Annotated in this window: 13 protein-coding genes; 9 read left to right on the top strand and 4 right to left on the bottom strand. The window is 57.4% G+C overall.

All coding sequences use genetic code 11. From position 1 onward, the window contains the following. Positions 1-16 precede the first annotated feature (16 nt). Entirely contained in the window at positions 17-940 is a 924-nt protein-coding gene (ldcA, locus tag HX773_RS02325) for a muramoyltetrapeptide carboxypeptidase (RefSeq protein WP_176970270.1), read from the bottom strand. Positions 941-1,103: 163 nt separating this feature from the next. On the opposite strand from ldcA, the gene emtA reads away from it, so the two are divergent. After that, positions 1,104-1,733, top strand: coding sequence for a membrane-bound lytic murein transglycosylase EmtA (emtA, locus tag HX773_RS02320; RefSeq protein ID WP_072093393.1), 630 nt, complete (start codon positions 1,104-1,106; stop codon positions 1,731-1,733). Positions 1,734-1,779: 46 nt separating this feature from the next. On the opposite strand, the gene HX773_RS02315 is transcribed toward emtA, so the two are convergent. After that, positions 1,780-2,730: a sugar-binding transcriptional regulator gene (locus tag HX773_RS02315; RefSeq protein WP_176970269.1), complete on the bottom strand. Its 951-nt coding sequence runs from the start codon at positions 2,728-2,730 to the stop codon at positions 1,780-1,782. A 183-nt stretch (positions 2,731-2,913) separates the two neighbouring features. Here HX773_RS02315 and HX773_RS02310 point away from each other — a divergent pair, with 183 nt between their 5' ends. From HX773_RS02310 to HX773_RS02280, 7 genes are all read left to right on the top strand, one after another. Beyond that, the gene (locus tag HX773_RS02310) at positions 2,914-3,855 is read left to right on the top strand and encodes a D-ribose ABC transporter substrate-binding protein (protein ID WP_176970268.1); all 942 of its coding nucleotides are present in this window, start codon (positions 2,914-2,916) and stop codon (positions 3,853-3,855) included. 13 nt (positions 3,856-3,868) lie between these two features. Then, positions 3,869-4,480, top strand: a complete 612-nt coding sequence (locus tag HX773_RS02305) for a DUF2291 family protein (RefSeq protein WP_176970267.1) — start codon at positions 3,869-3,871, stop codon at positions 4,478-4,480. Beyond that, a complete protein-coding gene (locus HX773_RS02300; protein WP_176970266.1) occupies positions 4,480-5,994 on the top strand; it encodes a sugar ABC transporter ATP-binding protein in 1,515 nt (504 codons plus the stop codon). Before HX773_RS02305 ends, HX773_RS02300 begins: the two co-directional genes overlap by 1 nt. A 1-nt stretch (position 5,995) precedes the next feature. Next, the gene (locus tag HX773_RS02295; RefSeq protein ID WP_176970265.1) at positions 5,996-7,102 is read left to right on the top strand and encodes an ABC transporter permease; all 1,107 of its coding nucleotides are present in this window, start codon (positions 5,996-5,998) and stop codon (positions 7,100-7,102) included. A gap of 88 nt (positions 7,103-7,190) precedes the next feature. Further along, the gene (locus HX773_RS02290; RefSeq protein WP_176970264.1) at positions 7,191-8,024 is read left to right on the top strand and encodes a transketolase; all 834 of its coding nucleotides are present in this window, start codon (positions 7,191-7,193) and stop codon (positions 8,022-8,024) included. Continuing rightward, the gene (locus tag HX773_RS02285; protein WP_101760785.1) at positions 8,017-8,961 is read left to right on the top strand and encodes a transketolase family protein; all 945 of its coding nucleotides are present in this window, start codon (positions 8,017-8,019) and stop codon (positions 8,959-8,961) included. Before HX773_RS02290 ends, HX773_RS02285 begins: the two co-directional genes overlap by 8 nt. 2 nt (positions 8,962-8,963) lie before the next feature. Then, the gene (locus HX773_RS02280) at positions 8,964-10,451 is read left to right on the top strand and encodes an FGGY family carbohydrate kinase (RefSeq protein WP_176970263.1); all 1,488 of its coding nucleotides are present in this window, start codon (positions 8,964-8,966) and stop codon (positions 10,449-10,451) included. Between the two features lie 127 nt (positions 10,452-10,578). Here HX773_RS02280 and HX773_RS02275 read toward each other — a convergent pair whose 3' ends face one another. After that, a complete protein-coding gene (locus HX773_RS02275; RefSeq protein WP_176970262.1) occupies positions 10,579-11,313 on the bottom strand; it encodes a flagellar brake protein in 735 nt (244 codons plus the stop codon). Between the two features lie 186 nt (positions 11,314-11,499). On the opposite strand from HX773_RS02275, the gene HX773_RS02270 reads away from it, so the two are divergent. Beyond that, complete coding sequence (locus HX773_RS02270) at positions 11,500-11,748, top strand: GlsB/YeaQ/YmgE family stress response membrane protein (RefSeq protein ID WP_008102737.1); 249 nt, start codon at positions 11,500-11,502, stop codon at positions 11,746-11,748. A 63-nt stretch (positions 11,749-11,811) separates the two neighbouring features. Here the strand turns inward: HX773_RS02270 and HX773_RS02265 are convergent, their stop codons facing one another. After that, a complete protein-coding gene (locus HX773_RS02265) occupies positions 11,812-13,911 on the bottom strand; it encodes a TonB-dependent siderophore receptor (protein ID WP_176970261.1) in 2,100 nt (699 codons plus the stop codon). Positions 13,912-14,068: the final 157 nt, after the last annotated feature.

Raw genomic sequence — 14,068 nt, 5'->3', positions numbered from 1 at the left:
CTCCTGCGGCAAAACGTTAGCGCAATGTCGGGTGGCCGGTGAAGGCGAACTGTGCTTCTCCATTCTCAATCTGCAACGTGGCGCGGGCACCCAGCGGCAGCGTCACGGTATCGGCATCGTGTCCAAAAGCCAGATCGCTGATCACCGGAATCTGAAACTCGTCACGGATGCGCTGCCACACGGTGGCAAAATCAAAACCGTTGTCATACGCCGACAGCGAGGTGCTGGTAAAGCTGCCGGTAATAATCGCTTGCTGGCGCGACAAAATACCACTCTGCTGTAGCTGAATCAGCATGCGTTCGATGCGGAACGGATGTTCGTTCACATCCTCGATCACCAGAATGCCGCCTTCGATTTGCGGCATCGACGGCGTACCAATCAGCGAGCAAATCATCGCTAAATTACCGCCCCACAAGGTGCCTTGCCAGCGGCCGTGATCAGGGCTTGCGCTGCGCCAGCTTAGATTGACTGTAGGAGAAGTTAGCGCTTGCCAAAAGTGCGATTCGGTAAAATCAGATAATGCCTCTGCGCCGAAGTTACCGGCCAGCATCGGCCCGCTGAAGGTGATTAGCCCGATTTGCGCCAGTAACGCCAGTTGCAGCGCGGTGAAATCGCTGTGGCCGCACAGCGCTACCGGTTGATTGAGCAATCGACGTTGCAGGCCAACGTAATCGATCTTATCCAGCAAACGTGAAGCGCCGTAGCCGCCACGCACCGCCAACACGATATCAGGCAGCGGCTCCAGCGTGGCCAACGCATTGATATCATTCAGTCGCTGCACATCATCGCCGGCAAAGCGCTGAAAGCGGCGGGTGATGGCAGAAAGATTCTCAAGATGATGGCCTGCGGCCTGTAAACGACTCACCGCGCGCTGGGCGGCGTCCTGATTGTGGCAATAGCCGGAAGGGGCGATGAGACGTAGCGTGCGGGGAGTAACCATAACTTCCATCCTGCTGTAGAGTGGCCTGCTGATGATGACGAAATGCGTTATCAAATTCACGGTAGCATAAGGTTTTTTACCGATTTAGGATAAACGGTAATTTTGCATCGCGCTGCGCCAGGTATGATAGCTTGCGCCAACCCTATTGCGGAACCCAAAATCAGTGAAAATTCGCCTACTTATGCTTTCTGCACTGCTGCTTGCTGGCTGTTCAAGCGAGCCGGAAAAACCGGCACTGCCCGAGAAGAATACGCCTTTAACCCAGGCACCGCCGTCGAAAGTGAATGATGCATGGTCAATGTTTACCGAAGATGCCGCCAGTCATTATGGCGTTGATGAGAAGTTAATCAGCGCCATTATTAGTGTCGAATCCGGAGGCAATCCCACCGTGGTGAGCCGTTCCAATGCGGTTGGTCTGATGCAAATTAAGGCCTCTACCGCCGGCCGAGAAGTCTATCGCACGCAGGGCCGTCATGGTCAGCCATCCTCTTCCGAGCTGCGCGATCCGGCGAAGAATATTGATATCGGCGCGGCCTACCTGAAAATTCTGCAGGATTCCGCCTTAGCCGGGATTCGCGATCCGCTAACGCTGCGTTACGCCACTATCGTGTCCTACGCCAACGGCGCCGGTGCCTTACTGCGCACCTTCTCGCGTGACCGCGACCGTGCTATTGCGATGATCAACTCCATGACGCCGGACGAGTTTTACCAGCACGTACAGAACAAACATCCGGCGGCGCAAGCTCCGCGTTATCTGTGGAAAGTCACCACCGCCTACCGCACCATCGGTTGAATGTAGGGTCGCCATTTATGGCGATCTTATCCACAACCCCACCACACTAACCCTCCGCCAACAATCTCGCCGTCGGATAATCCACAATCAACACCTGCACATAACCGCCGCGCAACGCCCCGCGAATCGCCTGCGCTTTCTCTTTGCCGCCCGCTAACGCCACCACCTGCGGACAGCGTTTCACCTGCGCCAGCTCCATGCCAATCACCGGATCTTCCTCTGCGCTCAGCACCGGCTGACCATCGGCGTCAAAATAGTGCAGGCAGATATCGCCCACCGCGCCGCGTTCGGCCAGCGTTTGCAGCATCTCACCGTCGTAATAGTTGCCGGAATTGCGCAGCAGGGCGGAAGGCTCCAGATCGCCGATACCGACAATCGCCAGATCCACCTGATCAAACTTTTCCAGTACCACCGCAACATCGGGATTGACCGACAAACGCTGGCGATCCCGTACCGAATGCTCAATCGACTGCGACGGCAGCAGCCACGCCGGGCAATCCAGCAGCGCCGCAAGATTCTGCGTCAGAATCGTGGCCTGCACATTGCCGTTGGCGCCCACGCCGCCCAGCAGCTGAATCACGCCTTTGCACGGCGCGCTAAGCGGATGCAGCGCATCCACCATGGCGCGAATCGTGCCGCTCCAGGATGAAATGCCAATCAGCTCATCAGCACGCACCCGCGTTTCCAGATAGTGCGCGGCGGCGGAACCAATCGCCTGTTTGATCTGCAACGCCGAAGCCTGATCCGGCACATCCACCACGATCACCTGCGGCAGTTGATAGAGCTGCTCAATGGCCTTTTCCAGCTCAGGGAACACATTGGCCGGCGGCACCACGCTGATCTTCACTACACCTTCTTTCACGCTGCGATTGAGGATGCGCGACACAAAGGATTGCGACAGCTTCAGCAGCTGCGCAATATCGGACTGCTTCCTGCCTTCCACATAATAAAGCGTGGCGATTTTCACCATCAGCCGCTGTTCATCCTGTTTTGCCATGGTTTTTTCTCTCTCTTAACCTGCCTGGTATTGTTAATCAGCCTGTCATAAATAACAACGCAGAACATTTTGTGATCGTTTTCGCTTTTTGAGGATCGGGCAATGGACGTGCTCAGAAAGCCAGCGCATAGTCATTATGCATATAAAATCGCAATTGAATATATATTCAATCGGAGATAACAAATGAAAGCCTCTGTCCTCAAAGTCTCTCTACTTGCTTCAATCATGATGATCTCGGCGGCGTCGCTGGCGGCGGATAAGGGGTTGCTGGCCATCATTACGCCATCGCATGACAACCCGTTCTTTAAAGCCGAAGCCGACGGCGCGCAGGAGAAGGCCAAAGCGCTCGGTTACACCACGCTGGTGGCCTCACACGATGATGACGTTAATAAGCAAAATCAGCTGATTGAAACCGCCATCGCGCGCAAAGCCAAAGCCATCATCCTTGATAACGCCGGTGCGGATGCCACGGTTGGCCCGGTGCAAAAAGCGAAAGATGCCGGTATTCCTACCTTCCTCATCGACCGCGAAATCAACAAAACCGGCATCGCCGTGGCGCAAATTGTCTCCAACAACTATCAGGGCGCACAGCTCGGTGCCGAGAAGTTTGCCAAGCTGCTGAACGGCAAAGGGGATTACGTCGAGCTGCTGGGCAAAGAGTCAGATACCAACGCGGGCGTGCGTTCGCAGGGTTATCACGACGTGCTGGATGATTATCCCGACCTGAAAATGGTGGCGCAGCAGAGTGCCAACTGGAGTCAAACCGAAGCCTTCAGCCGCATGGAAACCATTCTGCAGAAGAACCCCAACATTGTTGGCGTGATCTCCGGTAACGACACCATGGCGCTGGGCGCGGAAGCGGCGCTGAAAGCGGCGGGCAAAACCAATGTGATTGTGGTCGGCTTCGACGGCAGCGATTACACCCGCGACTCCATCATCAATAAAGGCAACATCAAAGCCACCGTGCTGCAGCCGGGCTGGGATCAGGCGCAAATGGCCGTCGAGCAGGTGGATTACTACCTGAAGAACGGCAAAGCGCAGAAAGAAGAGAAACAGCTGATGGATTGCGTGCTGATTGACGACAGCAACGCTTCGAAGCTGAAAACCTTCAAGCTGGCGCAATAAGATGGAGGTCGGCATGAAGGGGAAAGCGCTGAGCGGCATGCTGGTGGCGCTGCTGACGCTGTTGTTAGCCGCCTGCACCGTGGTGGATCTCGATGCCAACGGCAAACCCATCATGCCGAAAGATCCCAACGCCAAACCGGGCTACAGCGATCAGACGCCGCAGCAGATTGCGGAGTCAAGCTGGGCCAGCCGCGTGCAGCAGCCCGCCGAGAAGCAGGCGCTGAGCTGGGCGGATATGGAAACCAAAAGCCACACCGTCAAAGCGGGCGGCAGCGAAAGCGTGTTTGTGCGCGCTGCGGGCACGGTGACGGCATTTGATAACAGCAACGAGCGGGAACGCAGCCTCACCATGACCATCAACGGCAAGCCGGTGAAGGTATTGATTGGCCCGGTGCTGCGCGGCAACGCGATTCGCGATGCGGCCGGTTTCCGCTTCGAAGAGTTCACCAATCAGGTGCAGTACGCGCAGCTCACCAAAGCACTCAATCGCCACGCGGTGAAACAGCTGCCCGCGGTGGATGCCAGCTGGGTGGGCAAACCGGCGCAGGCGCTGCTGGCCGTCAGCATGGGCGCGGGCACAGTGGATGATGTGGTTGCGGTGCAGCTGCAGCAGGGAAATCCATAATGAGCGACGAGATCATTCTGCAGGCCAATCAGATGTCGATGCTGTTCCCCGGCACCTTAGCGCTGGATCGCGTGGATTACCGCGTGTGGCGCGGCAAAGTCAACGTCATCATCGGCGAAAACGGCGCGGGAAAATCGACGCTAATGAAGATACTCGCCGGGGTGCAGCAGCCGACCAGCGGTGAGATGTTCCTCAATGGCAACAAAGTGGCGTTTCACAGCACGCGAGACGCCGCGCGCCACGGCATCGGCATGGTGCATCAGGAGCTCAATCTGTTTGAGAACCTCAGCGTGGCGGAAAACATTTTCCTCGGCCGCGAAATCCAGAGCGGCATCCGGCCCATCAATGAAGCTGAGCAGAAACGCCGCACCGCCGCCTTAATGCAGCGCCTCGATCAGCCAATTTCACCGGATGAGAAGGTTGGCAACCTGAAGGTTGGCCAGCAGCAACTGGTGGAGATCGCCAAAGCGCTGGCGGAGGACGCCGACATTCTGATCCTCGACGAACCGACCTCGGCGCTGAGCAAAACCGAAGTAGAGATCCTGTTTCGGGTGATCCGCGAACTGACGCGCCAGGGCGTCTCCATCATCTATATCTCGCATCGGCTCGAGGAGCTGATGGCGATTGGCGATGTGATCACCATTCTGCGCGACGGGCGTTTTCAGGCCGAAGCGCAGGTCAGCGATATCGACGTGCCGTGGATCGTGCGCGAAATGCTGGGCAGCGAACCGGTCGGCACTTTCCTGCCGCCGGATCGCCAGTTCGGTGCGCCGGTACTGGAAGCCGAACACATCACCTGCGTCAGCCCGAACGGCAACACGCTGGTGGATGATGTCAGTTTTCAGGTGCGTTCCGGGGAGATCGTCGGCATTTACGGGTTGATGGGCGCCGGGCGCACCGAGCTGTTTGAGTGTTTGCTTGGCACGCAGCGTAACTATCTCGGCAAGCTGTGGCTCGACAGCAAACCGCTGCCGACGCGTCTGCCCACCGCTGAACGCATTCGTATGGGCATGAGTCTGGTGCCGGAGGATCGCAAACGCTCGGGCATTTTTCCCATCTCATCGGTGGCGAGCAATCTCACCATCGCCAGCCTGTGGCGGCGTCTATCGCATCGCACCGTGATTTCAGAGCAGGCGGAACGCGAAGTGGTAACCAGCACCGTCGGCAATCTGGCGATCAAAATCTCCTCGCCGGATGTCGCCATCAGCGCGCTGAGCGGCGGCAATCAGCAAAAGGTGGTGATTGGCCGTTCGCTGCTGACCAATCCGCGCTTGCTGCTGCTGGATGAGCCGAGCCGTGGCATCGACGTCGGTGCCAAAGGTGAAGTGTTCCGCATGATGGTGAAGCTGTCGGAGCAGGGCATTGCGGTGGTGTTCTCCACCTCGGATCTGAAAGAGATCATGGCCGTTGCCGATCGCATCCTTGTGATGTCCGGCGGCAAATTGACTGCTGACCTGCCGCGCGCTGAAGCGGAAGAGGCGGCGCTGGTTAAAGCAAGCGCACAAGGGTTCTGATATGAAAAACAACGGCGCGCTCGCGCTCGCATCGCCTGTCAAAGCGTTCAACTCACGCGAAAGCCTGATTCTGCTGCTGCTCAAACTGCGCACCTTTATTGCGCTGTTTCTGATTGTCGGCTTCTTCGCGATCACGGTGCCCGATTTCCTCGCGGTGGGCAGCATGGTGATTATGGTGAAACACATCGCCATTAACGCCTTCCTCGCGCTCGGCATCACTTTTGTCATTATCACGGCGGGCATCGATCTCTCCATCGGCGCCACGCTCGGCCTGTGCGGCATGATCGCCGGCTGGCTGATCACCAAAGGCATTGTGTTGCCGATGTTTGGCATCGCCATCTTCCCCAGCGTGTGGCTGATCGTGCCGATTGTGTTGCTGATTGGCGGCCTGATTGGCGCGGCAAACGGCTGGATCATTACCCGCTATAACGTGGCTCCGTTCATCTGCACGCTCGGCACCATGTACATCCTGCGCGGTACGGCGATGCTCACCTCGGGCGGCGAAACCTTCCCCGGTTTACAGGGCAATGAAATGCTGGGGAATACCGGATTCGACAAGATTGGCGCGGGCTATTTCCTCGGTTTGCCGTGGGCGATCTGGATGATGGTGCTGCTGGCGCTGGTGATTGCCTACGTGGCGCGCCGCCTGCCGTTTGGCCGTCAGGTCTACGCGATTGGCGATAACGAACGCGCTGCTGAACTCTCGGGCGTGAAAGTAAAGTCGGTAAAAATCTGGGTGTATGCCATCTCCGGTTTTTGCGCGGCGATTGCGGGCATCGTGGTGTCGTCGCAGCTGGTGGCCAGCCATCCGGCGAACGGAACCTCCTTTGAAATGAACGCGATTGCCGCGGTGGTGCTGGGCGGCACCTCGTTGGCCGGTGGACGCGGCACCATTCTCGGCACGCTGATTGGTGCCTTTGTGATCGGCTTCCTCGCCGATGGTTTGATCATGATGGGCGTTAGCGAGTTCTGGCAAATGGTGATCAAAGGCATCGTGATTATCGTGGCGGTGATCATCGACCAAATGCAGAGCCGCATGCAGCAGAAAGCGGCGGTGGTGGCGCAGAAAGCGCTGATTGAGGAGGGCGGCAGCCCGGCAAAAAGTTAATCGGTTGGGTGCAGGCGCTGATTTTCTGCACCTTTTTTTCTCCATCAAGAATAAATATTCATCCATGCTTTAAAATTCAGAGGTGTCTATGAATCCTTTCAAATACTCGGTAGCGGATCTGGCAGCGAAAGCGCGCGCCGTGCGCCGCCGCATCATTCAGCTTAATGCGGGCAGCCCGGCGGGCGGTCACACTGGGGCCGATCTCTCGCAGGTTGAGATCCTCACCGCGCTCTATTTCCGCATCCTTAACTGCGCGCCGGATCGCACCAACGATCCGCAGCGCGACATCTACATCCAGTCGAAAGGCCATGCGGTGGGCGGTTATTACTGCGTGCTGGCAGAAGCCGGTTATTTCCCCACCGAATGGCTGCCGACTTATCAGCATTCCGATTCGCATCTGCCAGGCCATCCGGTGCGACAAAAAACGCCGGGCGTTGAGCTGAACACCGGCGCGCTGGGCCACGGTTTACCGGTGGCGGTTGGCATTGCGCTGGCGGCGAAGAAAGATAACAGCGACCGCCGCATTTTTGTTGTCACCGGTGACGGTGAGCTGGCGGAGGGCAGCAACTGGGAAGCGGCGCTGGTGGCGGCGCATTACTGCCTCGATAACCTGGTGATCATCAATGACAAGAACAAGTTGCAGCTGGCGGGCCATACCCGCGACATCATGAATACCGATCCGCTGCCGGAAAAATGGCGCGCCTTTGGTCTGGACGTGAGCGAGTGCAACGGCAATGACATGGCGGCGGTGGTGGAAGCTATCGAAAACCTGCCGCGCAACAGCGGCAAGCCGCAGGTGATTGTGGCGCATACCGAAAAAGGCTTCGGCATCTCCTTTATTCAGGGCAAACCGGAGTGGCATCACCGCGTGCCGAAAGGGGAAGAGATTGAGTTGGCACTGGAGGAGTTGAAAGATGAGTAATGCAAAACACCTGGCGACGGTAATGGTCGAGGCATTTATTGATGCGGTTAATCGCGGCGTCGATTTAGTGCCGGTGGTGGCCGATTCCACCTCAACCGCCAAAATTGCGCCCTTTATCAAAGCATTCCCCGATCGCCTGATCAACGTAGGGATCGCGGAACAAACGCTGGTGGGCACCGCAGCCGGTCTGGCGATTGGCGGCAAAGTGGCCGTGACCTGCAACGCCGCGCCGTTCCTGGTTTCCCGCGCCAATGAGCAGGTTAAAGTCGACGTCTGCTACAACAACACCAACGTTAAACTGTTTGGCCTGAATGCCGGTGCCAGCTACGGCCCGCTGGCCAGCACCCATCACAGCATCGACGACATTGCGGTGATGCGCGGCTTCGGCAATATAGAAATCTATGCGCCATCCTGCCCGCTGGAGTGCCGCCAGATTATTGAGTATGCGCTGGCGCATGTCGGGCCGGTGTACATCCGTCTGGACGGTAAAGATCTGCCGCAGCTGCACGATGAAAATTACCAATTCCGTCCTGGCCAAATCGATGTTTTACGTGAAGGTCATGACATTGTGCTGGTGGCGATGGGCTCGACGGTTCACGAGGTGGTTCACGCCGCCGAGCAACTGCATGAGCAAGGCATTACAGCGGGTGTGATCAGTATTCCATCGATTCGACCTTGTGATACCCAACAGCTGCGCGAGCTGTTAAATCACTATCCAGCGGTGATTACCGTGGAAGAACACAACGTCAACGGCGGCGTCGGCAGCCTGGTGGCAGAAGTGCTGGCGGAAGGCGGCTGTGGCATCCCGCTGCTACGTTTGGGCATCCCCGATGGCGAATACGCAATTGCCGGCGACCGCGCCTCAACCCGTGCCCGACATGGCATTGATGCCGCCAGCGTAGTGAAGAGTGCAGCGCGCATCTGTGCAGGAGCGTAAAGATGGCAGGTTCGTTGATACTGGCAATTGATGAAGGCACCACCAACGCGAAAGCGATTGCGGTTGACCGAGCAGGCAATGTGGTGGCGCGCGGCAGTCAGCCGCTGACGCTGGAACATCCGCAGCCGGGTTTGGCGGAGCAGGATCCGCTGGCGATTTGGCAGGCGGTGAAACAGGCGGTGAGCGCTTGTCTGGCGCAGTGTGCGGGGGCGCACGTGGCGGCGGTGGCGATCAGCAACCAGCGCGAATCGGTACTGATCTGGCAACGACATAACGGCCAGCCGCTGACGCCGCTCGTCAGCTGGCAGGATCGCCGCTCGGAGGCATTTTGCCGCGATTTACGCGCGGCGGGTAAAGCACCGCGCATCACCGGACTCACCGGATTGGCGGTCGATCCGATGTTCCCGGCCGGCAAACTCACCGGCATGCTTGCCGCCTTGCCGAATGGATTCGCGCGCGCCCAGGCCGGTGAACTCTGTATCGGCACCGTGGACAGCTGGCTGAGCTGGCAGCTGAGCGGCGGCGAAAGCTTCGTCACCGATCATGCCAATGCGGCGCGCACCCAGCTGTACAACCTGCACAGCGGCGACTGGGATGATGAACTGCTGACGCTGTTCCACATTCCCCGTGCGGCGCTACCGCAGATTGTGCCCTCGGCCAGCGCGCAAGGCGTGGTGACACGTAACGATATTCCCGGTTTAGCGCCCGGCACGCCGATTTTGTCACGCATCGGTGATTCGCACGCCGCGCTGCAAGCGCAGCGCAACGGCAGCGAAGAGGTGGTCAAAGCCACTTACGGCACCGGTTCATCACTGATGATGTCGATGGCGACGCCGCTGCTGACGGAAAATGGTCTCAGCACCACGGTGGCGTGGCATGACGGCACGCTGCGCTATGCCTTTGAGGGCAACATTACCCACACCGGTTCCGGCGCGGCGTGGCTGGGCCGCATGCTGGGCATCAACGATCCGCGAGAACTCACCGCGCTGGCCCAGCGCAGCGAGCATAATCAGGGCATCTATTTTGTGCCGGCGCTCTCCGGTCTTGGTGCGCCCTGGTGGGATTTGAAAGCGCGCGGCATGGTGTGTGGCTTAACCGATGCGGCGACGCCGGAGGTGCTGGCGCGTGTGGCGCTGGAGTCGATCACCTTCCAGATCGCCGACGTGTTTTTCGCCATGGAACAGGCCAGCGGCGTGCAACTTCCTGCGCTGTGCGTGGATGGCAGCGCCACGGAAAACAGCTGGTTGATGCAGATGCAGGCCGATGTCTTGCAGCGACCACTGAAACGCGTACCGACGGCAGAAGTGTCTGCGTTGGGCGCTGCATTATTAGCGGGCCGCACTCTGGGCTGGTGGCAGCAGGGCAGTGAGATGCAAGCCTTACAGGGCGGCAGCGTGATTATGCCGCGTGAGGATCAGGCGAAAAACATGCAGGAGAATTATCACGGCTGGCTCGATGCGGTGGCGCGTTGCCGTTATCAACCGCATTGATTACCGATATATAAATCGCGCACGCTTCGTAGCGGCGCGATTTATCGCGCTTTTAGACGTTTATCTCATGCCACATAGCGCAATAAATTGCGCCGCTACGATGCTGTACGGTGATAAACGTCCAGCGCTACTGGAAACGGTTGGCCTTGTCTCGCGCCAGACGTTCCAGCGCAAAAATCACCTGCTGCAGCTGGCGTTCCTGAATCGGCTCGATGGCGGTAAAGCGAAAGCTGAGGCGCGGTGTGACGCGGGTTTCATTCTTGCTGGTCACCATGGTGCGCTCACCAATGTGCAGCAGCTGTGCTGTCACCTCGAAGTGACCGTACTCAGCCAAATCAACGCGCAGCTTTTTAAAGGTATCGCCGCGATTAAGGCCTTCTGGCAGCGCTTCGTCCAACAGCACGCCCACGCCGCCCAATGACAGATCCTGCAGGCGGAAACGCGCTGTGCGTCCATCCGGCCACTGGCTGTGGCAATAAAAAACCGGCTCCAGCGGCGCGTTAACGCGGAAGAACTCACGGCGCTGAATCTGCCACACCAGTTCGGGTAGCGACGCGGCAAAAGCGGGTAAGCCTTCGAATTCAACACGCTGTAAACCGATTAAGCCAAATTCGACTTTGGCACCGTGCGTTTCGGCGGCGATATTCACTTCGCCACCTTGCAGCGCTAAATCGTTATCCAGCGCGTTGCTGCCGAGGTCAAAGATCACCTGATCTTCATCGGCTGACAGCAAGCGGCTGATAAACTGACCGCGCGAAAAATTCACCATCAACGGGGTTTGAAAACGCAACAGGTCCTTCATCACGCCCAAAACCGCTAACGTGCCTCGCTTGAGGTATTGTTCTTTATCGGCTTCTCCCACGTCCTGCTCCACTTATCCGATTGTTATTTTCACGACTGACAATGCTGTTCGTCAGTTATCGGCGTCGCTGCGCTAATCTTTAGTCAGCTAACGATGATTTACTGCGGCAAGTTGCGATGCAGATCATAAAATCCCGTCTATACTAGAGGCGGTGAACACATTGATTAATAACGTAAGGAGCAGTACATGGGTATTCTTTCATGGATTATTTTTGGTCTGATTGCCGGGATTATCGCTAAGTGGATTATGCCGGGTAAAGATGGCGGCGGCTTTATCATCACCGTAGTTCTGGGTGTGGTGGGTGCGGTTGTCGGTGGCTGGATCAGTACCCTGTTTGGTTTCGGTAAAGTTGACGGTTTCAACTTTGGCAGCTTCGTGGTGGCCGTGATTGGTGCCATTGTGGTGCTGTGGATCTACCGTAAAGTACGAAGTTAACAGCATAGAGATTTGATGAAATCCGCCATCCCGCATAAGGATGGCGGATTTTTTTATGCCTGATTAAAAGTCGTAGCCCACCGTGGCCATAACCGTGCGCTCGGCACCGCGATAGCAGTAACCGGTGCCGTAACAGGCGGCCAGATACTTTTTATCGGTCAGGTTGTTGGCATTCACCTGCAGCCACGCGCCTTTCAGCTGTGAGTTCCATGCGCCAAGATCGGCGCGAACCGAGGCATCAAACAGCGTTACCGATGGCAGACGCGTAGTGTTCTCGTTATCCGCCCACTGTTTGCCGATATAGCGCACACCCGCACCGGCGCTCAAGCCATAGTCAAACTGATAATGGCCCCACAACGACGCCATGCTGTTCGGTGTGACATACGGCGTATGGCCATCGTTACCGTCCACCGAATCTTTAAAGCGCAGATGATTCAGCGTGTAGCCGGCGATAGTGCTGAAACGCGACGTCAGCTGATTACGTGCTTCGAGTTCAATGCCCTGCGAATGCACTTTGCCCGACGGCGTGTAAGTACCATCCAGCACGTTACGGTTGGCGACATCGTCCTGAGTCAAATCGTACACCGCGATTGAGTACATATCGCGCGTGCCCAGCGGCTGATATTTCACGCCCGCTTCATACTGCTCCGACGTGGTCGGTTTCAGCTGATTGCCATTGGGATCGGTTAACGAAGCCGGCGTAATCGCCTGGCTCCAGCTGACGTAAGGCGAGATGCCGTTCTCGAAGGCATACAGCAGCGCGGCGCGACCGCTGATGTGATCGTCCTGACGGCGGCTGGTGCCATTTTCCGACACGATGCGATCGTAGCGTCCCGACAAGTCCAGATGCCAGCGATCAAGCTGCAACTCATCCTGCAGATACAAACCGGTTTGATAGTAGCGGCGCGTCTGCGATGTCCAGTCGAAGTCCGGCATGATGCCCACTTCTTCGCCGTTCCATGCATTCAGCGCACTGGCGGCACCGCTGGCTTCGGTGATGTCGTTTTTATAACGATGATATTCCGCACCCAGCGTCACGCGATGCTGAACCGCGCCGGTAGCAAAATCGGCCTGCAAGCGGTTGTCGTTGGCCCACGCGCTGAGCGATGAACGCTCGCCGGAGAAGTAGCGGTTCAGCAGGTCTGGATTCGTTGCGTTCCAGCCGATCTGATAAACCTGATCGAGCTCGGTATTGGAGTGGCTGTAGCTGCCGGTGGAGTACACCGACCACACATCGTTGAAGCGGTGCGAGAAGTCATAGCTGTAAATCTGTTCGCGACGTTTGAACTGGTCGAGCGCACTGTCGCCTTCGTAGAAACTGTCGCTCAACTTGCGGCCGTTATGGCTGTAGAGCGTGCCTTCCGCCGGAACCGAACCGTGATAGCCGCCGGACGGATCTTTCTGCAGGTAGGCACGCAGCACTAAGTTGGTATCTTCGCTTGGCTGCCACATCAGCTGTGGCGAAATCGCATATTTCTCTTCGCGGGTGTGATCGTATTGGGTATCGCTGTTGCGCGTAATGCCGGTTAAGCGAAATGCCCACTGATCGTTGATAGCGTTGGTGTAATCAAAGGCGGCGTTATTGGTGGCGTTGGTGCCGGTCGACAGGCGGAAGTGGCCCTCTTCGGCAAATTGCGGACGCTTACTCACCATATTCACCAATCCGCCCGGCACCGTTTGGCCGTAGAGCGCGGAAGAGGGACCTTTGATCACATCGATGCGGTCGAGGAACCAGTTATCCACCTGCAGGATGTTAAAGCTGCCGCCGTCACTCATCACGCGCAGGCCATCGAGGAAGGTGTTATCGACATCGCCGCCGTGGAAACCCCGCAGCGCGATGGTGTCGTAACGCGTGGCTGCGCCGCCAAAGTTGGTGAAGACGCCCGGCGTGTAACCTAACGCCTGATTGAGATCTTGTGCGCCCTGATCTTCCATCTGCTGACGCGTTACCACCGAGATCGACTGCGGCGTAGTAATTAGCGGCTGATCGCTTTTACTGGCGCCGCTGCTGCGCGTGGCGAGATAGCCCTGCGTCGGCGAGGTGGCGCTCTCTTGCGGTTGCGCCGTTACAACAATCGACTCTTCAGCGAAGCTTGCAGCGGGTAAAGCCAGCGCAAGCGCGCACAGTACGCGGCCACGTTTGAGGGTAAACAACGAGGTCATGAGAGGTTCCTGATATTTTAATGGGAATAGCTATCGATATTAGATTGAGAATTATTATCTTTTGTCGCGAGTGTTTCAAGATGTGAGTTTGTTGTAAGAGGGATGTGAGGAAAATGCACAGGCAGACACGCACGAGTCGTAGCGGCGCGATTTATCG

It is taken from the genome of Pantoea sp. B9002 (assembly GCF_013385945.1).
In the GTDB taxonomy this organism is placed as follows: Bacteria; Pseudomonadota; Gammaproteobacteria; order Enterobacterales; family Enterobacteriaceae; genus Pantoea.
Note: the sequence above shows the minus strand (reverse complement) of the source record. Positions and strands in the feature narration are given on the sequence as shown.